This is a genomic window from Enterobacter cloacae complex sp. ECL352 (assembly GCF_020149545.1).
Classification (GTDB): domain Bacteria; phylum Pseudomonadota; class Gammaproteobacteria; order Enterobacterales; family Enterobacteriaceae; genus Enterobacter; species Enterobacter asburiae_B.
Map to the genome: position 1 here is coordinate 3,246,478 of NZ_CP083709.1, position 22,858 is coordinate 3,269,335.

Annotated in this window: 18 protein-coding genes and 4 pseudogenes; 11 read left to right on the top strand and 11 right to left on the bottom strand. The window is 52.9% G+C overall.

The features are described 5' to 3' along the window. Positions 1 to 11 precede the first annotated feature (11 nt). Positions 12 to 1,547, top strand: coding sequence for an IS66 family transposase (locus LBF07_RS15780; protein WP_016239903.1), 1,536 nt, complete (start codon positions 12 to 14; stop codon positions 1,545 to 1,547). A gap of 43 nt (positions 1,548 to 1,590) precedes the next feature. On the opposite strand, the pseudogene LBF07_RS15785 reads toward LBF07_RS15780, so the two are convergent. Together LBF07_RS15785 and LBF07_RS15790 are read right to left on the bottom strand one after the other, a co-directional pair. Beyond that, positions 1,591 to 2,040: pseudogene (locus LBF07_RS15785) on the bottom strand (aldo/keto reductase); the annotation flags it as partial. 26 nt (positions 2,041 to 2,066) lie between these two features. Further along, positions 2,067 to 2,918: an aldo/keto reductase gene (locus LBF07_RS15790; RefSeq protein WP_016243458.1), complete on the bottom strand. Its 852-nt coding sequence runs from the start codon at positions 2,916 to 2,918 to the stop codon at positions 2,067 to 2,069. 321 nt (positions 2,919 to 3,239) lie between these two features. Here LBF07_RS15790 and LBF07_RS15795 point away from each other — a divergent pair, with 321 nt between their 5' ends. From LBF07_RS15795 to LBF07_RS15820, 6 genes and pseudogenes are all read left to right on the top strand, one after another. Continuing rightward, on the top strand, positions 3,240 to 4,244 hold the full coding sequence (locus LBF07_RS15795) for an ATP-dependent endonuclease (RefSeq protein WP_077760864.1): 1,005 nt from the start codon (positions 3,240 to 3,242) through the stop codon (positions 4,242 to 4,244). Beyond that, positions 4,213 to 4,470 (top strand): annotated as a pseudogene (locus LBF07_RS15800) (transposase); the annotation flags it as partial. The gene LBF07_RS15795 and the pseudogene LBF07_RS15800, both read left to right, overlap by 32 nt. A 67-nt stretch (positions 4,471 to 4,537) precedes the next feature. Next, positions 4,538 to 5,689, top strand: coding sequence for an IS30-like element IS30 family transposase (locus LBF07_RS15805; protein WP_001254932.1), 1,152 nt, complete (start codon positions 4,538 to 4,540; stop codon positions 5,687 to 5,689). A 9-nt stretch (positions 5,690 to 5,698) separates the two neighbouring features. Beyond that, a pseudogene (locus LBF07_RS15810) lies at positions 5,699 to 6,124 on the top strand (IS3 family transposase); the annotation flags it as partial. Positions 6,125 to 6,796: 672 nt separating this feature from the next. Next, entirely contained in the window at positions 6,797 to 8,305 is a 1,509-nt protein-coding gene (gene ltrA / locus LBF07_RS15815) for a group II intron reverse transcriptase/maturase (RefSeq protein ID WP_001189111.1), read from the top strand. Positions 8,306 to 8,385: 80 nt separating this feature from the next. Further along, a pseudogene (locus LBF07_RS15820) lies at positions 8,386 to 8,573 on the top strand (DDE-type integrase/transposase/recombinase); the annotation flags it as partial. 165 nt (positions 8,574 to 8,738) lie between these two features. Here LBF07_RS15820 and LBF07_RS15825 read toward each other — a convergent pair. The 6 genes from LBF07_RS15825 to LBF07_RS24755 all read right to left on the bottom strand — a co-directional run bounded on the left by LBF07_RS15825 (position 8,739) and on the right by LBF07_RS24755 (position 15,686). Beyond that, complete coding sequence (locus LBF07_RS15825) at positions 8,739 to 9,743, bottom strand: LacI family DNA-binding transcriptional regulator (RefSeq protein ID WP_003029591.1); 1,005 nt, start codon at positions 9,741 to 9,743, stop codon at positions 8,739 to 8,741. A 29-nt stretch (positions 9,744 to 9,772) separates the two neighbouring features. Further along, entirely contained in the window at positions 9,773 to 11,173 is a 1,401-nt protein-coding gene (locus tag LBF07_RS15830) for a sucrose-6-phosphate hydrolase (RefSeq protein ID WP_003029589.1), read from the bottom strand. Next, positions 11,173 to 12,543, bottom strand: coding sequence for a sucrose-specific PTS transporter subunit IIBC (locus LBF07_RS15835; RefSeq protein WP_000345204.1), 1,371 nt, complete (start codon positions 12,541 to 12,543; stop codon positions 11,173 to 11,175). The genes LBF07_RS15830 and LBF07_RS15835 overlap by 1 nt, the downstream gene beginning before the upstream one ends. A 137-nt stretch (positions 12,544 to 12,680) precedes the next feature. Further along, complete coding sequence (locus LBF07_RS15840) at positions 12,681 to 14,198, bottom strand: carbohydrate porin (protein WP_003029587.1); 1,518 nt, start codon at positions 14,196 to 14,198, stop codon at positions 12,681 to 12,683. Between the two features lie 165 nt (positions 14,199 to 14,363). Next, on the bottom strand, positions 14,364 to 15,287 hold the full coding sequence (locus LBF07_RS15845; protein WP_003029584.1) for an aminoimidazole riboside kinase: 924 nt from the start codon (positions 15,285 to 15,287) through the stop codon (positions 14,364 to 14,366). 228 nt (positions 15,288 to 15,515) lie between these two features. Continuing rightward, a complete protein-coding gene (locus LBF07_RS24755) occupies positions 15,516 to 15,686 on the bottom strand; it encodes a helix-turn-helix domain-containing protein (protein WP_077258089.1) in 171 nt (56 codons plus the stop codon). 509 nt (positions 15,687 to 16,195) lie between these two features. Here LBF07_RS24755 and LBF07_RS15855 point away from each other — a divergent pair. Both LBF07_RS15855 and LBF07_RS15860 read left to right on the top strand, forming a co-directional pair. Beyond that, positions 16,196 to 16,504: a maltose acetyltransferase domain-containing protein gene (locus LBF07_RS15855; RefSeq protein ID WP_003029582.1), complete on the top strand. Its 309-nt coding sequence runs from the start codon at positions 16,196 to 16,198 to the stop codon at positions 16,502 to 16,504. 28 nt (positions 16,505 to 16,532) lie between these two features. After that, positions 16,533 to 17,189, top strand: coding sequence for an ATP-binding protein (locus LBF07_RS15860; RefSeq protein ID WP_003029581.1), 657 nt, complete (start codon positions 16,533 to 16,535; stop codon positions 17,187 to 17,189). A gap of 55 nt (positions 17,190 to 17,244) precedes the next feature. Here the strand turns inward: LBF07_RS15860 and LBF07_RS15865 are convergent, their stop codons facing one another. Then, entirely contained in the window at positions 17,245 to 17,865 is a 621-nt protein-coding gene (locus tag LBF07_RS15865) for an inovirus Gp2 family protein (RefSeq protein ID WP_008321072.1), read from the bottom strand. A gap of 112 nt (positions 17,866 to 17,977) precedes the next feature. Here LBF07_RS15865 and LBF07_RS15870 point away from each other — a divergent pair. Together LBF07_RS15870 and LBF07_RS15875 are read left to right on the top strand one after the other, a co-directional pair. Beyond that, positions 17,978 to 19,098, top strand: a protein-coding gene (locus tag LBF07_RS15870; protein ID WP_087451024.1) for an IS3-like element ISSen4 family transposase whose coding sequence is annotated in 2 segments (ribosomal slippage) — positions 17,978 to 18,236 and positions 18,236 to 19,098 — 1,122 coding nt in all. Because the reading frame shifts where the segments join, the coding sequence is not laid out codon by codon here. Positions 19,099 to 19,440: 342 nt separating this feature from the next. After that, positions 19,441 to 19,734 carry a hypothetical protein gene (locus LBF07_RS15875; RefSeq protein WP_071884809.1) on the top strand — a complete coding sequence of 98 codons (294 nt, stop codon included), beginning with the start codon at positions 19,441 to 19,443 and terminating at the stop codon, positions 19,732 to 19,734. Here LBF07_RS15875 and LBF07_RS15880 read toward each other — a convergent pair. Next, positions 19,731 to 21,515: a diguanylate cyclase gene (locus LBF07_RS15880; protein WP_094935825.1), complete on the bottom strand. Its 1,785-nt coding sequence runs from the start codon at positions 21,513 to 21,515 to the stop codon at positions 19,731 to 19,733. The two genes, LBF07_RS15875 and LBF07_RS15880, sit on opposite strands and share 4 nt — an antisense overlap. Positions 21,516 to 21,635: 120 nt before the next feature. Then, the gene (locus LBF07_RS15885; RefSeq protein WP_094935824.1) at positions 21,636 to 22,745 is read right to left on the bottom strand and encodes an AI-2E family transporter; all 1,110 of its coding nucleotides are present in this window, start codon (positions 22,743 to 22,745) and stop codon (positions 21,636 to 21,638) included. Positions 22,746 to 22,858: the final 113 nt, after the last annotated feature.

Consider the following 22,858-nt stretch of genomic DNA (forward strand, 5'->3'; position numbering starts at 1 on the left):
AATACAGGCTTATGAACGACACCTCTTCTGACGACATCCTTCTGCTGAAACAGCGCCTGGCCGAACAGGAAGCGTTGATCCACGCCCTGCAGGAAAAGCTGAGCAACCGGGAACGCGAAATAGACCATCTGCAGGCGCAACTGGATAAGCTGCGCCGGATGAACTTCGGCAGTCGTTCCGAAAAGGTATCCCGCCGTATCGCGCAAATGGAAGCTGACCTGAACCTGCTGCAGCAGGAAAGCGATACGCTGACCGGCCGGGTGGATGACCCGGCAGTGCAGCGCCCGCTGCGTCAGACCCGCACCCGCAAACCGTTCCCTGAGTCACTCCCACGGGATGAGAAGCGGCTGCTGCCGACTGAGCCGTGTTGCCCGGAGTGCGGTGGTTCGCTGAGTTACCTGGGTGAGGATGCCGCCGAACAGCTGGAGCTGATGCGCAGCGCCTTCCGGGTTATCCGGACAGTCCGTGAAAAGCATGCCTGCCGTCGGTGCGATCGCATCGTTCAGGCCCCGGCTCCTTCGCGCCCCATCGAACGGGGGATCGCCGGACCGGGGCTGCTGGCCCGAGTGCTGACCTCAAAGTATGCAGAGCACACACCGCTGTATCGCCAGTCGGAGATCTATGCCCGCCAGGGTGTAGTGTTGAGTCGTTCTGTACTGTCGGGCTGGGTGGATGCGTGTTGTCGTCTGCTGGCACCGCTGGATGAAGCCCTTCAGCACTATGTCCTGACCGACGGCAAACTCCATGCTGACGATACGCCTGTCCCGGTGCTGTTGCCGGGCAATAAGAAGACGAAGACCGGGCGCTTATGGACGTACGTTCGAGACGACCGCAACGCCGGATCAGCGCTGGCCCCCGCAGTGTGGTTCGCTTACAGCCCGGACAGAAAAGGTATCCACCCTCAGACCCATCTTGCAGGCTTCAGTGGCGTACTGCAGGCTGATGCCTACGCCGGGTTCAACGAGCTCTACCGCGACGGCCATATAAAGGAAGCCGCGTGCTGGGCCCATGCCCGCCGAAAAATCCACGATGTTCACGTCCGTACCCCGTCAGCCCTGACGGAGGAGGCGCTGAAACGGATCGGCGAGCTGTATGCCATCGAGTCGGAGCTCAGAGGTAAAAGAGCAGAGGAACGGCAGGCAGTCCGGCACCAAAAAGTGCTGCCGCTGCTGGCGTCACTGGAGGGGTGGCTGCGGGAGAAACAGAAAACCCTCTCAAGGCACTCAGAACTGGCGAAGGCGTTCGGGTATGCGCTGAACCAGTGGCCGGCGCTGATCCGCTATGCAGAAGATGGCTGGGTGGAGGTGGATAATAACATTGCCGAAAACGCCCTACGACGGGTCAGTCTGGGGAGAAAAAACTGGCTGTTCTTCGGCTCGGATCATGGTGGTGAGCGCGGTGCGTCACTGTACAGTCTTATCGGGACGTGCAAATTAAACGGCGTGGATCCGGAACGCTATCTGCATTATGTACTTGATGTCATCGCCGACTGGCCTGTGAACCGGGTGGGTGCTCTGCTCCCGTGGCGGGTTACTCTGCCTGCCTGACCAGCTTCACTTCGTCAATACGGTTCTCACTGCACGCTTACTGTTTAACTTTGCCTTCAGCGATCAGGTCTTTTACCGTACCGGCAACATCTTCAATCGGGACATCCGGGTCGACACGATGTTGATACAGCAGATCAATGACATCAGTCTTAAGACGGCGTAACGATCCTTCCACAGCTTCACGGATATGCTCCGGACGGCTGTTTAAAATCTGCTGCTTGTTGTCGTCGCCAAAAGTAAAACCAAACTTGGTGGCGATGACCACGCTGTCACGAAATGGTTTTAAGGCTTCGCCAACAACCTCTTCATTAAGGAAGGGGCCATACACTTCAGCGGTATCGAAGAAGGTGACGCCACGTTCAACCGCTGCGCGAATGAGCTCGATAGCCTGTCGGGTATCGGTCGCCGGGCCATAGCCGTGGCTTAATCCCATGCAACCGAGCCCAAGCGCGGAGACTTCGAGTCGGGATTTACCCAGATAACGTTTTTGCATTGAATGAATACCTCTTTTATCGCGACTTAAACATCAAGTTTGCGGCCCGTCAGCCATTCCACCATCGCCGGGTCGCGGTGAGAGAAGAAGGCGCTGGTTGCGGTGTCGAGGGCGGCAATTTGCAGCATATCCTCAGCGCTGAGTTCTAAATCGAGAATATTGATGTTCTCTTCCATGCGTTCTTTGCGCACCGATTTCGCCAGTGAAATGATGCCTCGCTGGAAGATCCAACTCAGTACAACTTGGCCCACGCTTTTGCCGTACTTCTGGCCAATTGCCGTTAACACGGGATGCTGGAACAGGCCATTTTTACCCTCAGCAAACGGTGCCCAGGCTTCCGGCTGAATACCACGGCTTTGATTCCATGGAACCGCATGCAGCTGCTGGTTGAAGGGGTTAACTTCAATCTGGTTCACCGCAGGGGCAATTTTGTTGAAGGCGATAAGGTCAGCCAGTCGGTCAGGATGAAAATTGCTGACACCAATGGCGCGAATTTTGCCTGCCTGCTGCAGTTCTTCCATAGCACTCCATGCCCCATGGACATCGCCATAAGGCTGGTGAATCAGGTACAGGTCGACGTAATCAAGTTGCAGCCGATTAAGGGAGCGTTCGAACTGGGCTTTAGCGCCTTCGTAATTGGTATCCTGCAGCCAAAGTTTGGTCGTTACAAAGAGTTCGTTGCGGGCGATACCGCTCTGTTTAAGTGCGTTCCCGACCTGGGTTTCATTCTGGTAAGACGCTGCGGTATCGATCAGGCGGTATCCCGTATCGATCGCATCAATAACCGCTCTTTCGCATTCAGCGGCATCCGTCATCTGGAATACACCAAACCCCAGCAGGGGCATTTCTATACCATTGTTCAGTTTTACAGTTTGCATGACGTTATCCTTCAGCTGTTGTGTTGGAAAAGCATAACGCAAACTGATTTATTCGATTAGGTGGGGTAATTAGCTAGGGTTTATTAGATGTGTTCATTAATTTAGAGGGGGCTGAAGGTCGGCTTTGTGCCACATATAGATGTTGTGGCTGTCTCCGCAACAGCAAGTCCTAAATCCAAGTGTTGAACTCTAGCAATTAACGGCCGATGATAAGAAAAGAATAAAGTAAAATCGCTCAGAACCTTCGCTGTTAAATTTTATGAGCTTTTTGCCAGAAGAACGTCTTTCCAAAGCCTATGTAATGCATTTAGAGGGAGTTTTATGTATTTATCAAAACTCGGAATCCGCAACTTTAGAAATTTTGAGGCGGCTGATATTCCCCTGGCAGATAATGTTGTGTTATTAGGGGAAAATCGTGTCGGTAAAAGTAATCTGCTTTTCGCAATTCGACTGGTTATTGATCCCACTCTGCCTGATTCAGCCAGGCAGCTTAAGCTGTCAGATTTCTGGGATGGCTGCGACCTTGAATCAAACCCTCAAATTGAGGTGCACCTTGAATTCGCCGATTTCGACAGTGACCCTTCCCTCTCAGCTCTGTTGACCGATTTTCGCATCGCAGAGGATCCTACCGTAGCAAGGTTGAGCTACATTTTTCGTAAAAAGGAAGAACTCGATGGGGCTCCACGTTCGGGTGAGGACTGTGAGTTTATTGTTTTTGGCGGAGGTCAGGAATCGCGAGCCATTCCTGGACGCGTCAGGCGGCGGATCTCCATTGATATGCTGGACGCGTTACGCGATGCGGAAGCACAACTTGCTTCCTGGCGAAACTCTCCGCTACGCCCCTTATTGGAAGATGCATTCTCTTCACTGAGCCGAGCCGATTTGGATCGCGTAGCAACTGAGCTTCAGGCAGCAACGGAAACCATGGAGAAGTTCCCATCAATTAAGGATCTCGAAGATTCTCTTCGTGGTGGCATTCTTGACTTGGCTGGAACTGCTCACGATTTAGATGCCCGCCTCCGTTTTGCGCCTGCTTACCCGCTCAGATTGATGCGTTCTATCTCTATGTTCATTGATGATGGAAAGAGAGGCATTATTGAAGCGAGCCTAGGTTCTGCGAACGTGGCTCTGATATCACTCAAGCTAGCAGAGTTTGCATGGCGACGTGAAAAGAATGAACGTAATTTCTCCCTGCTTTGTATTGAAGAACCCGAAGCACACCTGAAGTGGTTTACTGAATTTGGCCACCTGAACAGAGGTGATATGCTCACCTCAGAACAACACAGGTGTCATAATGAAAAAAAGAAATTTCAGCGCAGAGTTTAAACGCGAATCCGCTCAACTGGTCGTTGACCAGAACTACACCGTGGCAGATGCAGCCAGCGCTATGGATGTCGGCCTTTCCACAATGACGCGATGGGTGAAACAATTACGTGATGAACGGCAGGGCAAAACACCAAAAGCCTCCCCCATTACCCCGGAACAAATTGAAATCCGTGAGCTCAGGAAAAAGCTACAACGTATTGAAATGGAAAATGAAATATTAAAAAAGGCTACTGTAGATTCAATTGGTCAACGCAACAGTTATGTGAAAACATGGGGTTGCGGAGGTTTTTTGAATGAGACGAACATTTACAGCAGAGGAAAAAGCCTCTGTTTTTGAACTATGGAAGAACGGAACAGGCTTCAGTGAAATAGCGAATATCCTGGGTTCAAAACCCGGAACGATCTTCACTATGTTAAGGGATACTGGCGGCATAAAACCCCATGAGCGTAAGCGGGCTGTAGCTCACCTGACACTGTCTGAGCGCGAGGAGATACGAGCTGGTTTGTCAGCCAAAATGAGCATTCGTGCGATAGCTACTGCGCTGAATCGCAGTCCTTCGACGATCTCACGTGAAGTTCAGCGTAATCGGGGCAGACGCTATTACAAAGCTGTTGATGCTAATAACCGAGCCAACAGAATGGCGAAAAGGCCAAAACCGTGCTTACTGGATCAAAATTTACCATTGCGAAAGCTTGTTCTGGAAAAGCTGGAGATGAAATGGTCTCCAGAGCAAATATCAGGATGGTTAAGGCGAACAAAACCACGTCAAAAAACGCTGCGAATATCACCTGAGACAATTTATAAAACGCTGTACTTTCGTAGCCGTGAAGCGCTACACCACCTGAATATACAGCATCTGCGACGGTCGCATAGCCTTCGCCATGGCAGGCGTCATACCCGCAAAGGCGAAAGAGGTACGATTAACATAGTGAACGGAACACCAATTCACGAACGTTCCCGAAATATCGATAACAGACGCTCTCTGGGGCATTGGGAGGGCGATTTAGTCTCAGGTACAAAAAACTCTCATATAGCCACACTTGTAGACCGAAAATCACGTTATACGATCATCCTTAGACTCAGGGGCAAAGATTCTGTCTCAGTAAATCAGGCTCTTACCGACAAATTCCTGAGTTTACCGTCAGAACTCAGAAAATCACTGACATGGGACAGAGGAATGGAACTGGCCAGACATCTAGAATTTACTGTCAGCACCGGCGTTAAAGTTTACTTCTGCGATCCTCAGAGTCCTTGGCAGCGGGGAACAAATGAGAACACAAATGGGCTAATTCGGCAGTACTTTCCTAAAAAGACATGTCTTGCCCAATATACTCAACATGAACTAGATCTGGTTGCTGCTCAGCTAAACAACAGACCGAGAAAGACACTGAAGTTCAAAACACCGAAAGAGATAATTGAAAGGGGTGTTGCATTGACAGATTGAATCTACAACCGCGCTCTTGATGTCAGACTCCCTGAACAGTTCTCGATAATCGGGAAACTCAGAGCGCATTATCCTGTGGCCACACTCTGCCATGTGTTCGGGGTTCATCGCAGCAGCTACAGATACTGGAAAAACCGTCCTGAAAAACCAGACGGCAGACGGGCTGTATTACGCAGTCAGGTACTTGAGCTACATGGCATCAGCCACGGTTCGGCCGGAGGAAGAAGCATTGCCACAATGGCAACCCGGAGAGGCTACCAGATGGGACGCTGGCTTGCTGGCAGGCTCATGAAAGAGCTGGGGCTGGTCAGCTGTCAGCAGCCGACTCACCGGTATAAACGTGGTGGTCATGAACATGTTGCTATCCCTAACTACCTTGAACGGCAGTTCGCCGTGACCGAGCCAAATCAGGTGTGGTGCGGTGATGTGACCTATAGTGTGCCCGGAGTTCAGGGCGGGCATGGATGCTTAAATGAACCGCGAGTCTGTCTGGAATATTGAACCGGTAACTCACGATGAGAAACCCAACAATCCCACCGGGTGTGACGGTGGAGAACCTGAGCGGCAGTGACCTGCGGCATGCCCGCAGGGTGATGTAACCCGCTGACAACGGGGATTGAGGCGAGATCACTAAGCCGAGATGATCCTCAAGGTTAAGTACTGAAAGGCTGAAGAACATGAACCCGTTAATCCGCCTCTGTGGGTTGAAAACGTCACCACGGCCTACGTGATCTGACAGGCCGTGCAGGAGGAACTGGCAGTGATACGTAAGCACTGCCGGTCGAAGGTGTTTTGACATGTATGCGAAACACCGGGGCAGCAGCGTCTATCACGCTTGCGTTGCTGACTTCTGCCAACTTGCGGCAAGCAAGGATAAAGAGTGCGACGGGCAGCCTCCTCAGTATGCCTGAGTCCAGGCAGGTAAACCGGGGAAGGTCAGCGACGGATGTTAAGGGGGCATGGCTCCGATGACGCGCTGGCTGGCGGAGCTTCCGTAGTAGTCCGCGATGGGGAAAGCCCATTACATGGCGAAGGGAAGCAGTTTGAATGTGTTTGCGACGTGAATTAACTGACCTAACGAGGTGAAGACCTTTGATAATCAGCGAAATGCAACGCAAGCTTGCCACATGGGCGGCCACCGATCCGTCCCTACGGATTCAACGGCTGCTGCGTCTGATAACACAACCAGAATGGCTGGCTGAAGCGGCGCGGATCACGCTTTCATCAAAGGGGGCGCATACCCCCGGCGTTGATGGCGTGAACAAAACAATGCTACAGGCCAGACTGGCTGTTGAGCTGCAAATCCTCAGGGATGAATTACTCTCAGGCCACTACCAGCCCTTGCCCGCCAGACGGGTTTACATCCCTAAAAGCAACGGCAAACTGCGACCACTGGGTATCCCCGCGTTGCGGGATCGTATTGTTCAGCGGGCCATGCTGATGGCGATGGAGCCGATATGGGAGAGTGATTTTCATACGCTCTCATATGGCTTCCGGCCTGAGCGCAGTGTCCACCACGCGATCCGCACGGTGAAATTACAGCTCACAGACTGCGGTGAAACCCGGGGACGCTGGGTGATTGAAGGCGACCTGTCCAGTTACTTCGACACCGTACATCATCGACTGCTGATGAAGGCTGTACGCCGCAGGATCAGTGACGCACGTTTCATGACTCTGCTGTGGAAAACCATCAAGGCGGGACATATCGATGTCGGTCTCTTTCGGGCGGCCAGTGAAGGTGTGCCACAGGGCGGTGTTATATCGCCGCTATTATCGAACATCATGCTGAATGAGTTCGATCAATACCTGCATGAGCGCTACCTGAGCGGGAAAGCCAGAAAAGATCGGTGGTACTGGAATAACAGTATCCAACGGGGCCGAAGTACGGCGGTCAGAGAAAACTGGCAGTGGAAACCCGCGGTGGCGTACTGCCGCTATGCCGATGATTTTGTCCTCATCGTCAAAGGCACCAAAGCACAGGCGGAAGCCATCAGGGAGGAGTGTCGGGGTGTGCTCGAAGGCAGTCTGAAACTCAGGCTGAACATGGATAAGACTAAAATCACCCATGTTAATGACGGCTTTATCTTTCTGGGGCACAGGATCATTCGCAAACGCAGTCGTTATGGCGAGATGCGAGTGGTCTCAACGATCCCGCAGGAGAAAGCCAGAAACTTCGCCGCATCGCTGACAGCACTGTTATCAGGCAACTACAGTGAAAGCAAAGTCGATATGGCTGAACAACTCAACCGAAAACTGAAAGGCTGGGCCATGTTCTATCAGTTCGTTGATTTTAAGGCCAAAGTCTTCAGTTATATCGACCGTGTCGTGTTCTGGAAGCTGGCTCACTGGCTGGCCCGCAAATACCGTACAGGTATCGCTTCCCTGATGAGGTGGTGGTGTAAATCACCGAAACCGGGTCAGAGCAAAACGTGGGTTTTATTTGGTAAAACCAATCACGGCAAGCTCAGCGGCGAAATACTGTACCGGTTGGTGGGGCAAGGCAAGAAGCTGTTCCGCTGGCGGCTACCCGAAGGTAATCCCTATCTGAGGACGGAGACCAGAAACACGTATACATCGCGCTTTACAGAAGTGGCAATGGCGTTCGCCAGCATTTAAATGGAGAGCCGGATGCGCTGAAAGGTGCACGTCCGGTTCGGGGAGGAGAGGCAGGGAAATAGTCCGACTACGCCCTGCCTCTTACTCTACTCTGGACAGGCAAGCGTTGGGCTTACCTTGCTGTTGTTCTCGATCTGTTCGCAAGGAAACCTGAGGGTTGGGCAATGTCATTCTCACCGGACAGCAAGCTGACATCAAAGCGCTGGAAATTGCGTGGGAAGCTTGCGGTAAACCCGCCGGAGTGATGTTCCACAGTGACAGTAATAATGCCGGTGTCAGTCTTTACCACCACTCAGTTTGCCGTTTAACCCGATTGGTGTGATTACTGATGCAGTGAAGACCTTTCCGCATCACATCACTACAAATATTGATTTTTGATTGTTGGATTCGCACCAGATTTCACCTCTGTAGGGTATTCAAAAATGCTCAGTTATTACTGATGCCTAAACTGCAGCGTTGCGGGCAGGTAGCGTTGTAGCGTTTCGGGCGTATCGCCCTCGATCAATTGGCTTATCAGATCATAGCAGTGCCAGGCCAACTGGCGGTTATCCTGCTGTACGGTATCGATACGCAGCGACAGCGAATCATAAAGATAGTGATCGTCAAAGCTCGTCAGATGGATATCTGAGTCGAGTAAATGGTGCTGGCTCATATAGCGCAGTACCCCTTCGAGCAGTCCACAGGCGGCAGTGAACAGCGCCTTAGGCGGCCGCCCAAGTCGCGCGCAGAGTGCGGCGAACATCTCATAGCCTGAGCTCGGGTGGTAGTTACCGTTAATCACCCATTCCGGGCGCAGTGCAATACCCGCCTGAGCCAAACCCTGCGTGAAGCCGGTCAGACGATCGCGTGAAGGCGACAGACGCGACTGACCGCCTAAAAACCAGAACTCATCGCTATGCTTAGGTGCAATGCGGGAAATCAGTTCCGCCGTTGGGGTAATCGAATCAGTCATCACCAGCGGCAGCAGGCTTTCATTAGGACAACGGTCAAACAGCACTACTGGCAGTTGTTGGCTGAGCTTAAGATAGTCGGCATCGTTGTGCATACATGAAGCGACGATCAGACCGTCAACCTGGCGGGAAATCATGTTATTGACCACCACGCTCTCCTGACCGGGGTTTTCATCAGTACAAGAGATCAATAGCTGGACGCCTGCTTCGCGGCACAGCATTTCCAGCTCATGTGAAAAGACCGCAAAGCCGTGGTTGGTGATCTCCGGCACCACCAGTCCGATGGTGTGGCTGCGGTTGTCGCGCAGCGAGCGGGCGTGAATGCTTGGCTGATAGTGCTGCTCACGGGCAATCGCCAGTACTCGCTCACGCGTTTCCTGCGCCACACGCAGCTCCTTACCACGACCGTTCAGTACTAGGCTGGCGGTCGCTTTTGAGACGCCAGCCTGTTCGGCGATATCTTTAATGGTTACGCGTTTAGTTTTCATTACGACGCCATGAGCTTGAGGCAAAACGCTTATTCTACCATGCAAGTTCGCAGCGGCCAGTAGCAGAATGCGTCCGGTGTGATGCCAGAGAACATTAGCTGCCCTGAACAGGCCGGGAAGTAGCGGCAGCTCATCACTCCTTCGCCGCCGTTGATGAAAATCTCCACGCTAGACTGGTCGATGAAAATATGCAGCGAGCGGACGTCTCCGCGCCAGTAACGATAATGCTTCTCGTCGCTGGCCAGACTGGGTCGGGCCAGGCGGATCCCGCTGGCATCGCGTTCAAGGATTAATGCGCCGTCAAAATCGAGGCTCAAAATATCGTCCCCAGTGGTTTGTAGAACGATTTCCATCGGTGCCAGCGGCAGGGAGTTCCCTGCCCAGCCGTGCGCTTCGCCGCGCAGGGCGCTCAGCTCTCGTAGAGGACGTTGGTATAGCTGACCATCGATAAACTCCAGCTCACGCAGGCAGGTCATCTGATGGATCCAGCCGTTGGTGAGGGTCGGTTGAAGCATCTCTTCGCCCTCCGGCACGCCCATCCAGCCGACCAGCAGACGGCGGCCATCACTGGTAAGCATGGTTTGCGGGGCGTAGAACTCAAACCCTGCGTCCAATTCGTGCAGTTCGCCATGCTCGAAGGCCGCGCGGTGGTAGTCGAAATCGCCGCTCATCCACACTGCCGGGTAGGTGTTGAGATAGCGCTCTTTCTCACGAGGCACGCCCTGCGGGCAGCAAATCAGGACATGCTGGTCGCCGAGGGCAAACAGGTCCGGGCATTCCCACATATAGCCCGCGTCGTCCAGGCCATTGATGCCATAACCGGCGATTTCGCCCTGACTCGTCCACTCATGAAGGTCCGCTGAGCTGAATAACAACACCTTGCCACGCTTTTGCAAATCCTGTGCGCCCAGCACCATGTACCAGCGACCTTCGTGCTGCCAGACTTTCGGGTCACGCACGTGGCCGGTATAGCCCTCCGGCAGCGGTAATACCGGGCCGAGTTTGGTAAACGTGCCGTCGGCATTTTCCGTCGCCAGGCACTGCCACGCGGTTCGGCTGCCGTCGTCAAATTTTACGTTGCCGGTATAGCACAGGGTGAGCGTGCCCTGACTATCCACGGCGCTTCCGGAGTAGCAGCCGTTGCGGTCATACTCTTCATCCGGCATGAGCGCGATCGGCTCATGTTGCCAGTGCAGCAGGTCGGCAGAGCTCCAGTGCCCCCAGCACTTGAACTTATGATCGCAGGCGAGCGGGTTCCACTGATAAAACAGGTGATAACGTCCGGCAAATTCAATAAAGCCGTTGGGATCGTTCATCAGCCCGGTCACCGGCGCATGGTGCCAGCGGGGATAGTGGCTGTCGGCCAGCGCGCGCGGCTGGCCCTGCATAACAGCCTGCAAAATCGCAGGCAGGCGTGATGGATGTGACATTATTCAGCGTCCGTTTTGTATTTCAGTACCAGGGAGACGACAAAGGCGACGCCAAAGGCGATAACCATCCCGATAATGTAGTTCAGCAGCGAGCTGGCCTGCACGATAGCCATGCCAGGGATAGCCGTCAGGCCCACCGCGGTCATGTAAACATGCATGGATACCACCCACGCGCCGCCCACCGCGCCGCCAATCAGGGCTGCGATAAACGGTTTTACAAAGCGTAAGTTAATACCAAAAATCGCCGCTTCGGTGATGCCGAGCATGGCAGAAAACGCCGAGGGCAGGGTAATGGCTTTGATTTTGGCATCTTTCGTTTTGAACCACACCGCCAGACAAGCACCGCCCTGAGCGACGTTGGCCATCGCCCAAATCGGCAGCAGGAAGTTGACGCCGATGGATGGGTTGCCCAGCAGTCCCGCTTCGATGGCGTGGAAGCTGTGGTGAATACCGGTAATGACGATAACCGAATAGAGACCGCCAAACAGCAGTCCGGCCAGCCAACCGGCGTGGGTAATCAGGGTGCTAAGGACAAACGAAATACCGTCGCCAAGCGCGCGACCAGCCGGGCCGATAATCAGCAGGGCGATAAAACCGGAAATGATCACCGTCAGGAACGGCGTCAGGATCAGATCCAGTGCATCGGGGATCACGCGACGCAGCTGTTTCTCAACGATGCTCATAAACCACACCGCCAGCAGCACCGGGAACACCGTGCCCTGATAGCCGATCATGGCAATCTCAAGGCCGAAGAAGTTCATGGTGTGGAAACCGGCGGCCACACCCCAGGCGTTGGTGAGCGCCGGGTGAGTCAGGATGCCGCCAAGCGTCGCGCCAAGATAAGGATTACCACCGAACTCGCGGGCGGCGGTGAAGCCAATCAGGATCGGCAGAATAATAAACGCCGCTGAGCTGCACATATCCAGCATGATGTAGATGGCGTTACCCGGGTCGACCCAGCCGTACGTTTTAACCATCCCCAGAAGGCCCATCAACAGGCCGGAGGCGACGATAGCCGGGATGATCGGCACAAAGATGTTCGACAACAGGCGGGCAATGCGCTGGAAAGGATTCAGTTTTTTCGCCGCAATGTCGGCAGCTTCCGATTTGCTGGATTCGCCAATCCCTGCCGCCTGGATAAAGGCGGCGTAGACTTTGTTCACCACCCCGGTGCCGAAGATAATCTGCATCTGTCCGGCGTTACGGAAACAGCCCTTCACCCCATCAATTTTGCCGATGGCCTGCTGATCGGCCAGTGAGTCATCGACCAGCACCAGGCGCAGGCGTGTGGCACAGTGCGCGGCGCTGGCGATATTTTCCTTGCCTCCCAGAAGCGGAAGTAGCGAGCGGGAAATCTGTTCAAAATCCATAGTACCCTCTGAATGCGTATTGATTTTCGAGTTGTCGTCCCGTGGTAGCCGGAGCGCATTCTCTTCGTTGTTATTGTGTCCGGGGCGACGAAACGTATTTTGTCGCCCCGGCGGTTACTGTCGCCAGGTGTTAACCATCAAAACCAGGTTTCCATCTGCATCCCGAACGACCATTCGCCGCCCGATTTAAAACCACTGCTGCCCAGCGCGTCATCGCTGGCGTAATTATTGAGTTTTTTGCTCCAGTCCATCCACGAGGTGTAAAGACGGATTTCAGGACGGCTGAAGAAATCGCCGATGTCGCCAACCTTAAAGGTCGGGGCGAAGGTGAGCTTGTAGAAGCTGCCGTTTACCGCATGGCGATCGTTATAACCTTCAGGTTTGAGATCCATATACTGGTAACTGCCTTCATAAGCGAGGGCGAAGTTTTGATTGATCTCCTGGATCAGACGCATGTTGAGGGTTGCCCACTGGTAGCTGTCGCCATCGACATAACGGTCTTTACTGGTTTGTGCCAGTATCGCCGGGGCGATAAACCAGTTCTTGCTCAGTGGCGTGGTGCCGTAGCTGGCGAAGCGCCAGGTGTTAGCCCCCGAGCGTAACGCGCCGTCAGAGCCGACACCTTTAACTTCGGCACCCAGTCCGTGACCGTAGAGCAGGGCGGTTTTGCTGGCACCTTCACGCAGGCCGTAAAAACTGTCGTTGTGCAACCCGAGCAGCGCATGTACACCGGTATTTGCCGCATCGCCTTTGACCGGATTACCGTTGGTATCCTGGCGTTCGTCGTTGTCTTTTGCCCGCATCCCGCTGACCATCATCTGCACCGGCCCGATGAAATTGTTCATGCTGACGATGTAGTTCTGCACACTGTTGCTGGTATCAGCAATATCGCCGAAGTTACGCCCGTAAAGAGAGAAGTTGCTGCGAACGCTGTCGTTCCACCTGACATCGTAAATACCGCCGCCGGTACCGGCGAGGAACACGACATCCGAGTCGATCCAGTGAATGTCAAAGTTATCCCGGTCAAAGCGTTTCCCGGCCCACAGGGTGGAGCCTTTAAACGGCCCGTCGAAGGTGGGCAAGTTGCCCAGTTCAACAAAGGCCTGACGCACGTTCAAATCACTGGTGCTCGCCGTCCAGTCGTTATAAGTGGTTTGACCGTCGGCGACCATGACTTTGAAGCGGGTCGTTGCCCCGTTATCCAGGGTCTGCTTATGTTCAAGATTCATTTCAACATAGGTATCGGCCTGGTTTCCCAGGCGGCCAATAGCCCCACCGGTTTCCCCTGCTGGCGTCATGTAGGCTCCGGATTTGGTGCTGGCGCCGGAGTCATTCATTATCACGCCGGAGCGGGCGTAGCCGTGGAACTCAAACCCGCTTTTCTCATCGGCTTTTTTCTCCAGTTTGGCGGTACGCTGAGCCACTTCCTGAGTGCTGTCCTGGGTTTTTTGTTGCTGTGTCGTGAGCTGCTGTACTTTCTTCTCTGCCGACTCTGCGCGGGTTTCTGCCGTTTGCGCTCTGTTTTCGGCATCCTGTAAGCGTTTTTCCAGCGCAATTAAACGGGCTTCGATACTGCTGAGATCCGTTTGTGCATGGGCTGAGGCGGCGCCGGTTAGCAAAGCGATAAGAACCGCGAGTGTGCTTTTTCTGAACATATTGATTGCATCCCAAAAGGAAAATAAAAAATTGTGTGTTTTTACTAAACCGGTTTAGTTGCAATGTTAAGCACGACATTTAACATTTTGAAATTGATTTTGCTAAACCGGTTTAATAAGTGTGATGGATGCAACAAAGTGGACCGCGTACGACGGTATTTAGGATCAAATCTGGCGGTGTAGATCGCGCTGGTATGGCAGGGCAGTCATCGCGCCTTTCGCCAGGGTTGCCAGGGCACCGCAGGTTTGCGCCAGAGCGAGCGTTGGCTCCAGGGCATTGATATCCGCCGGCATCCCGTTGGCAGCAAGGCTGGCAAGCAGTCCGGCGACAAACGCATCGCCCGCACCGGTGGTATCCACGCTGACAACCGGTTTAGCGCTGAAATGGATAAACTGCTGCTGGAATGCGGCGATGACGCCCGCTTTACCCTGAGTCACCAGCAGTAATTCAGGCTGATAACGCTCAGTGATGCTGGCGATCCCCTGCGCGATATCATTACTCCCGCTGATGAGTATCAGCTCTTCTTCGGACAGTTTCACCACGTTCGCCAGACGCAGGGCGCGGTCGAGACAGGCGTGCAACAGGTTCTGATCTTGCCAGAGATCCAGGCGGATATTAGGGTCAAAGCTCACCCGGCCACCGGCACGTTTGATGTTCTCCATAGCCGCGAAGGTAGCACTGCGGCTGGGCTCGGCGCTGAGCGCGATGGAGCAGATGTGCAACCACTGTCCGGCGGCAAACTGTGGCAGGTCTTCTTCAGCCAGGAACAGGTCAGCGCTGGGGCGTACCATAAAGGTAAAGGTGCGTTCACCTTGGTCATCAAGGTCGACCACCACAGTGGACGTGCGGTGATGATCGTCAAGATACATATGGCTGACGTCGACCTGCTCCTGTTGCAGGGTATGACGCATGTAGCGGCCAAACGGGTCACCGCCGACGCGGCCGATAAATCCGCTGTTGCCGCCAAGGCGGGCAACCCCTACCGCCACGTTAGCCGGCGCGCCTCCAGGGCACTGTAGCAAGCGCCCTTCACTCTCCGGTAGCAGGTCCACCACTGCGTCGCCCAGAACCCAAACTTTTGCTTTCATGCTAAAACCCTCCAAGGCTAAACTTAATTAAACCGGTTTAGCATATTAAATCACAGTGAATGAGTGGGGGAAAGTTCCAGCCGGAAAAGCACTGCTCAGGGCATAAAAACGTGAGCCGCCTTACGAAATAGAATTGATTCGACAGCTGTGAAGACTTACGTCCTGGACACAAATGGATCCTGGATAAATTACCATGCAACTTGATGAAATTATCATGTTTTATCTTATTTACAGATAAATCAAAGGGCTTTTAACACCACACTTCTTGGCATAATGGTTAAGTGTAGTAATGCTCGCTCTGGATGGGTTTGCTTCTATGCTGCGCAGGTATTTGTAAGAAATACCCATTCTACTGGCGAGTTGTTGTCGCATCAGGCCAGCGAAACTGCGCAATTTCATCAGCGTTTCTGGAGGGTTTCCTTTAAAACTTCATCGACAAAACCGCTTTTTACCGTAGATACAGTAAGTGCCTCTTCTCTGCCATTATCCCAGCATCCAAGGTTACCGGGTTCTGATGTAGTCTGCCGATATGCAAGAAATGCAACGGCATCATGCTGGTTATGATGCTGTTTAATCTTCATTGTCACATGGACTATTCAGGGAGCGACAAGCGCTCCCACATGAAAACAGAACCACTCGTTTCATTTACGTGCTTCCTCAAAAGTAATCTCATACCCAATACTTCTGATTTAGTAGGGTTCTGATCATATCATGCAGCTCGATTGCGCTCAATTTGACGGTTTTCATCTTTACACAATGCTCGGTTATGATACTTTGTGATAGGCATGACAAGATCTGGCCGTAATTTTTTAGAAGTGAGTTTGCCCGCCACTTCACGGGACAGCATACATCCGGATAAAACCGGTAACAGGAAAGGCTCCACGCTGCATACGGAGGAAACAGAATTAATGAATGATAAATTGCCGCCCTGCGCTGATACCAGGGTGGAACGTGTCCGTCTTAAAGATGGGGATTACTTTTTCCCTGCTGAACCCGCCATAAAAGCGGATTCTTTGCGGACAAAATCGCTCCTTCATCGTTTTAACCACACCGATCCTGCTCATATTGATTCCCGCCTGCTACTGATGAAAGAGTTGCTGCCTGAATGTGGGGAAGGGGTATCTGTCACCACGTCTTTCCACTGCAGCAGGGGGTATAACATTCGTAAGCGTCGTCTCAGCACCGTCTGGCAGATCCTGAAATTCCTGAGAGGATAGTGGACACCAAATATGGTGGACACTATCCATGAAATCATTAACCACAGTGCGTAAAAAAAGCCCTAATTATCCCGTTGAGTTCAAAATCAAAATGGTTGAACTCTCGCATCGACCAGATATCCGAGTCTTTGCGTTTGCCAGCGAGGATAAGGAGTACCAACCGTTACTCGATGATATTCTGGATGGTCCAATGGTTGGGCGTTTTGATACTGAGGAAGCCGGAAAGGCTTTGATCGATGGTGGATTGATTGAGCGTTTGATGTCAACTATCATGCCCTTTATCACTTCAGAGGCCCCTCTACCCGATACGCATCTACGTCGGGAAACAACCTGGTATTATCCACTGGAAGCTATTCGCGAAACTGTTGTAAATGCACTGGCTCATCGTGACTGGACACGCTTTGTTGAGATAGAGATTGGCTTGTATAGCAATCGATTTGAAGTTATTAGCCCAGGGGCGCTGAATAATTCGATGTCGATTGAAAAGATGGTTACAGGTCAGCGATCACCACGCAATACGATTATTATGGAAGTCTTACGTGATTATGGTTACGTTGATTTCAGGGGGATGGGAGTCAGGACAAAGATTATTCCACTAACACAGGCCATGAGTGGCCAACTCCCTGAGTTTACTGCAACAGATGATTACTTGAAAACAATACTTTATCGCTCACCATCTTCTTGATATATAAGGTCTGGCCTTTCCATCCATAAGAAAGGCCATTGCTGTAAAAAATAAATTACCCGCGACTGCAGCCGAAGCTACGGTCGCCATCTCCATATGCTTTTGTATCGAGTTTAGCTAGGTAGTCGAGACGATTCAGTAATTTATTGTATTCTCCTTCAAAGTTAAAATCATTGACGTCTAAAATATAACGACAATTTTCAGGGTAGTGAACCAATCCCGGATAATCATCCAGTTCCAATCCCAGTGCGCTATACCATGCTCTTACAATCATCATCCTTAAATTTCTTTCAGCCTCATAATCACCTAAATGGTAATAAGCATCTTTATTAAAAAAAAGACCAAGGTGAAAGTGACATTTTCCTTCTTCGGAAAACTCCCGTGCCCAAACATGACGAACACGGTTTGGATATATTCTTTTGCCGTTAGCTGCTCTGGTTCTCTCATTGGCCTCCAACATGGCATTTAATGCATTACGGAAACGGGATATGGCACCAGGCTCTAGATTAGGAAAACAGCAAACAGTGTCACCTCTGTCTAAAATGGGTGGATAATGAACATCAACACGTAACGCCATTGTTCTGGGGAATTCACTGATAGCATCATTGACGACTCGTTCAATATGTTTTTTATAGGCGAGCACATGCTCACCATGGGAACCATGATATAATTCCATGTTTCGATCCTGTCGTTAGCCCTACGGCTTTGGATAGCCGTTGACCTGCTCCCCGTTGATTAGTACACCCCGATGTTAGTAATGTCTTCATAAGCCACATGAGGACATCCCCATGAAGAAGCGTTTTTCCGACGAACAGATCATCAGTATTCTCCGCGAAGCCGAAGCTGGGGTACCCGCCCGTGAACTCTGCCGCAAGCATGCCATTTCCGATGCCACGTTTTACACCTGGCGTAAGAAGTATGGCGGTATGGAGGTGCCTGAAGTTAAGCGCCTGAAGTCGCTTGAGGAAGAGAACGCCAGACTCAAGAAGCTGCTTGCCGAAGCCATGCTGGATAAAGAGGCGCTTCAGGTGGCTCTTGGGCGAAAGTACTGACGACAGACCAGAAGCGGGAAGCCGTGATGTTGATGTGTGATGCGACCGGTCTGTCGCAACGTCGTGCCTGCAGGCTTACAGGTTTATCCCTGTCGACCTGCCGCTATGAGGCTCACCGTCCGGCTGCTGATGCGCATTTATCAGGGCGCATCACTGAGCTGGCACTGGAGCGCAGGCGTTTTGGCTACCGTCGTATTTGGCAGTTGCTGCGCCGTGAAGGGCTTCATGTTAATCATAAGCGCGTGTACCGGCTTTATCACCTCAGTGGCCTGGGCGTAAAACGCAGAAGACGTCGTAAAGGGCTGGCAACAGAACGTCTGCCGCTGCTCCGTCCGGCGGCGCCCAATCTGACCTGGTCGATGGATTTCGTCATGGACGCACTTTCCACCGGTCGCAGGATCAAGTGTCTTACCTGCGTCGATGATTTCACAAAGGAATGCCTGACGGTCACTGTTGCCTTTGGGATTTCAGGCGTTCAGGTCACGCGTATTCTGGACAGCATTGCACTGTTTCGAGGCTATCCGGCGACGATAAGAACTGACCAGGGGCCGGAGTTCACTTGCCGTGCACTGGATCAATGGGCCTTTGAGCATGGTGTTGAGTTGCGCTTAATCCAGCCGGGCAAGCCAACGCAGAACGGATTTATTGAGAGCTTTAACGGACGATTTCGCGATGAATGTTTGAATGAGCACTGGTTCAGCGATATCGTTCATGCCAGGAAAATTATTAATGACTGGCGGCAGGATTATAACGAATGCCGCCCGCACTCCACGCTGAATTATCAGACACCGTCTGAATTTGCAGCGGGCTGGAGAAAGGGTCATTCTGAGAATGAAGATTCCGACGTTACTAACTGAGTGTTGTATCTAATCGTGGGGGCAGGTCACGTGACATGTGTTAATACAGTGGCGAATATGGTTTGAGTATAAAAATTAAGGGGCGTAAAGAAAGAATATCACGAAAAGTTTAAACCTTTTCGCCGTCACAAAGGAGGGCTACTTATCACAACGGTAATTGTGGCAGGACAGGTTCTTACTGAGAAATAGTGACGAAATATGTAATTTAAAGTTTTCTATTTCTCAAGCGAGAACGTGTAAGGTTTGTTGTTCCTGACGAATTAGATTCATTGATGTAAATCAGATTATCTCTTTCATTCGCCGCTTATCGTGTGCACACCCTTCCTTAAAACGAATCAAAAAATGAAAAAAAGACCATTCTTGATGGTGCTTTGCGCTGTGTGCTGCTTTTTTGTTGCGGACATCGCTATGGCAAAAAACAGTTCAGTTTCCAGTGAACAGGTTAAAGAGAACGTTATTGCAGAGTCGATCGCATCTTATCCCGGAGTATGCGCCTGTCCTTTTAACCGGGCCAGAAACGGAAGCGCCTGCGGCAGACGCAGCGCATGGAGTAAAGCGGGAGGCTATGCTCCCATTTGTTATAAAAATGAAGTTACGGATGAGATGGTAAAGCAGTGGCGTGAAAATAATAGCTAACCCGCCTCCAGCATCCCAAAGCTCACAATCCGCGCGCGGCCCAGCTCTTTCGCCCGGTACAAGGCCACATCCGCGGCGCGCAGCAGGTTGTCAGTCTGGGCATGTTGCGGGTAGCTGGCAATGCCAATCGACACATCCACCGGCCCAATCTCGGTCAGCCCGTAGCGAAGCGACAGCTCATGCACGCTATTGTAAATCTTCTGCGCGCAGGCGTGCGCCTCTGGTTCATCGGCACCGGGAAGCAGGACCAGAAACTCCTCGCCCCCGTAGCGGAATGCGAGTCCGTTGTCATGTGCGGCCCGCTGAACAATTGACGCCACGCTTTTAATCACCTGATCGCCCGCTTCATGGCCGAAGCGGTCATTGATGCTCTTGAAGTGATCGATGTCGATCATCATGCAGCTTAACGGTTCGCCGGTGCGCAACGCCTGTGCCGTTTGGGTTTGCAGGGTATCTTCCAGATGATGACGATTACGCAGGCCGGTGAGCGGGTCGAACAAGGCTTTTTCCAGCAACGCGTCGCGCAGACGCTGGTTGGCCAGCGCCAGACCGAGCGCTTCGGCCATCAGTTCCAGATAGGCGCGGGATGGGGCGTTGTCCGCCGTAATATTCTGGAATGAGAGCAGGCCAATGGCCTCGCCCTGGGCGATAAGCGGCACGCACAGCGAGCTTTCAGCTTGCGATGCCGGAAGATGGTAGCAGGCGATATCCGGCTCACCGTTTACCGGCGGGTGGCTCTGCCCGCGGCGCACGGCCCAGCACTCGTCAGGGTGGAACGTCGTCTCTTCACCAACCGGTGAAAGCCAGTGCGCGACGCAGCGCATCTGCCACGGATCGCGGTCAAGGACGTAAAGTCGGCCCGCGATACCCGGCGCGATATTAGGCGCAAACAGCTCCGCCACGTTAATCACATCGTTAAAGTTCTCACACCCCTGCAGCCGCTGCGTCATGCGGGCCAGCAGCTCGCGGATGGCCCAGTCGGCATCGCGCTCTTTTTCCAGACGCTGTCGCGCCAGGCCGTTTTCGCGGAAGATGCGGATGGCCTGGGCCATGTCGCCAATCTCATCAATCTGGTTGAAATTGGGCGTTTCAACCGCGTAATCCTGGGATGCCAGGCGGTGCACCACGTCGCTCAGACGCACCACGGGACGCAGCACGCGGCGCTTTAATATAAAGCCGAGAACAAACAGGAACAGCAGGGCGGTCAGGCCGACCATCAGCTCAGAGGCCGTACGCAGCGCTTTCGATTTTTTTGTCGCGTCCTGAACGGAGGCGATGACGCGTTTGTCGAGTATCTGGCGGAAGTGATCGAGCTGGTTCTGCGCGCGCTCCAGCTCCTGCTCATAGGGCGCACCGTAGAGTAGCGCAACGGCCTGCGCGTCTTCTCCTCGCTCAAGGCTGGAAAGGGCGGTTTGCTGTTCGTCCTGCAGCTCGTCGACGATCTTTATTCCTTCATGCAGCAGGGCCAGTTCTTCATCCGATGCGCCGTTATCCTGCAACTTTTCCAGCCGAAGCTCGATGCTCTTCAGGCTGTTTTCCGCCTGGTTATATTCCTTGAGAACCTGAGGATCTTTTTTAATGACGTACAGCCGTGCTAAATCAGACTGGGCCCAGATATCGGTTTCGATATCTTCCGTGAGCTGATCAAATTTCTGCCGTTGTTCAACAGCCTGACGCTCGAGGGTATCAGCGCTGGACGCCATCAGCATGATGATGCCGGAGGCGATGGTCAGGCAGACCGTGGCACCGTAGGCCCAGTTTGTTATCGTTGCGATTCGCACCTGATGATCCTTTTACGACATGAGTAGGATGGCGTTCTTTCAAATTATAGAAAACGTTTGATTTAAGGCGAAAAAAAAGGCGGCACAGCGCCGCCTGGTGTGGTCTATATCGTCACATCCTCACAATTCTGGAGGATTTTTTCCTTCTTCGATGAAGTCGGGGTCCAGCTCTTCGGCGTTACCTTCGTGATCGCGCCCTGAGAAGAGGTTCCAGCAGGCGATAAACAGCGCGGCAATGAGCGGCCCAATCACAAAGCCGTTGATGCCGTACAGCTCCATGCCGCCGAGGGTGGAGATCAGAATCAGATAGTCCGGCATTTTGGTGTCTTTCCCGACCAGCAGCGGGCGCAGGATATTGTCCACCAGCCCGACGATAATCACGAAGAAGCCGACAATAAACAGCCCTTGCCAAAGCTGATGGGTGGCGAACAGGAAGATGGCGGCGGGAACCCAGACAATCGCCGAGCCGATGGCGGGCACCAGCGAGAGGAAGGCCATCAGCGCGCCCCAGAGCACGCTGCCGTCAATACCGGCAATAGCAAACGCAATCCCGCCGAGGATGCCCTGAACCACCGCTACCGCCGCCGTTCCTTTTGCCGTGGCACGCGACACGCCGACGAATTTGGCGAACAGGTGTTGCTTGGCGAAATCAGACAGCGGCAGGGAGTCGAGGATCTGGCGCACCAGATACGGGCCGTCTTTCAGCAGGAAGAACAGCAGATAAAGCATGATGCCGAAGCTAATCGCAAAGCCAAACGTGCCCTTGCCAATCAGGAACGCGCTGCCGGCGAGATATTGCCCGCCCTGCAGGGCGACATCAGAGAGTTTTTTCTGGATCTGCGCCGCGTTGGTCAGGTTGTGATCCGCCAGGAAGCCGCTGGCCCAGTCAGGCAGATGGTTGAAGATGCTCGCCACCACTTCCGGAAACTGGGTGTTGTTCTCCTGGAGCTTTGTGTACACCATGTTCAGCTCAATGGCGAGCGAGGAGAGGATAACCATCAACGGAATAAAAACGATCAGGCAGATAATGCCAATGGTCAACAGCGAGGCAAGCCCGTTGCGATCCCCCAGCGCGGCGCGCAGCCTGTTTTTTACCGGATTGAAGATGACGGTCAGAATGGCGGCCCACAGTATCGCGGAGAAGTAGGGCGACAGTATGTCGAAGAAGGCCCAGGTGACGAGGGCGAGAATAAAAATGAAGAAACCTTTGGTCAGTCCGTTAAAGCGCATCAGTCAGTCCTGTTACTAAGAAACTGTGTCGACTATAGAACTGATTGTGAGAATTACCAACCCTGTACCGGGTAGCGGCTGCGCCTTACCCGTCCTGCGGGCAGTGTTGCGGT

Coding starts and splice junctions, on each gene's coding strand:
- LBF07_RS15780 (WP_016239903.1), top strand. CDS start 12: ATGAACGACACCTCTTCTGACGACATCCTTCTGCTGAAACAGCGCCTG.
- LBF07_RS15790 (WP_016243458.1), bottom strand. CDS start 2,918: ATGCAAACTGTAAAACTGAACAATGGTATAGAAATGCCCCTGCTGGGG.
- LBF07_RS15795 (WP_077760864.1), top strand. CDS start 3,240: ATGTATTTATCAAAACTCGGAATCCGCAACTTTAGAAATTTTGAGGCG.
- LBF07_RS15805 (WP_001254932.1), top strand. CDS start 4,538: ATGAGACGAACATTTACAGCAGAGGAAAAAGCCTCTGTTTTTGAACTA.
- ltrA (WP_001189111.1), top strand. CDS start 6,797: ATGCAACGCAAGCTTGCCACATGGGCGGCCACCGATCCGTCCCTACGG.
- LBF07_RS15825 (WP_003029591.1), bottom strand. CDS start 9,743: ATGAAAACTAAACGCGTAACCATTAAAGATATCGCCGAACAGGCTGGC.
- LBF07_RS15830 (WP_003029589.1), bottom strand. CDS start 11,173: ATGTCACATCCATCACGCCTGCCTGCGATTTTGCAGGCTGTTATGCAG.
- LBF07_RS15835 (WP_000345204.1), bottom strand. CDS start 12,543: ATGGATTTTGAACAGATTTCCCGCTCGCTACTTCCGCTTCTGGGAGGC.
- LBF07_RS15840 (WP_003029587.1), bottom strand. CDS start 14,198: ATGTTCAGAAAAAGCACACTCGCGGTTCTTATCGCTTTGCTAACCGGC.
- LBF07_RS15845 (WP_003029584.1), bottom strand. CDS start 15,287: ATGAAAGCAAAAGTTTGGGTTCTGGGCGACGCAGTGGTGGACCTGCTA.
- LBF07_RS24755 (WP_077258089.1), bottom strand. CDS start 15,686: ATGAAATTGCGCAGTTTCGCTGGCCTGATGCGACAACAACTCGCCAGT.
- LBF07_RS15855 (WP_003029582.1), top strand. CDS start 16,196: ATGAATGATAAATTGCCGCCCTGCGCTGATACCAGGGTGGAACGTGTC.
- LBF07_RS15860 (WP_003029581.1), top strand. CDS start 16,533: ATGAAATCATTAACCACAGTGCGTAAAAAAAGCCCTAATTATCCCGTT.
- LBF07_RS15865 (WP_008321072.1), bottom strand. CDS start 17,865: ATGGAATTATATCATGGTTCCCATGGTGAGCATGTGCTCGCCTATAAA.
- LBF07_RS15875 (WP_071884809.1), top strand. CDS start 19,441: ATGAAAAAAAGACCATTCTTGATGGTGCTTTGCGCTGTGTGCTGCTTT.
- LBF07_RS15885 (WP_094935824.1), bottom strand. CDS start 22,745: ATGCGCTTTAACGGACTGACCAAAGGTTTCTTCATTTTTATTCTCGCC.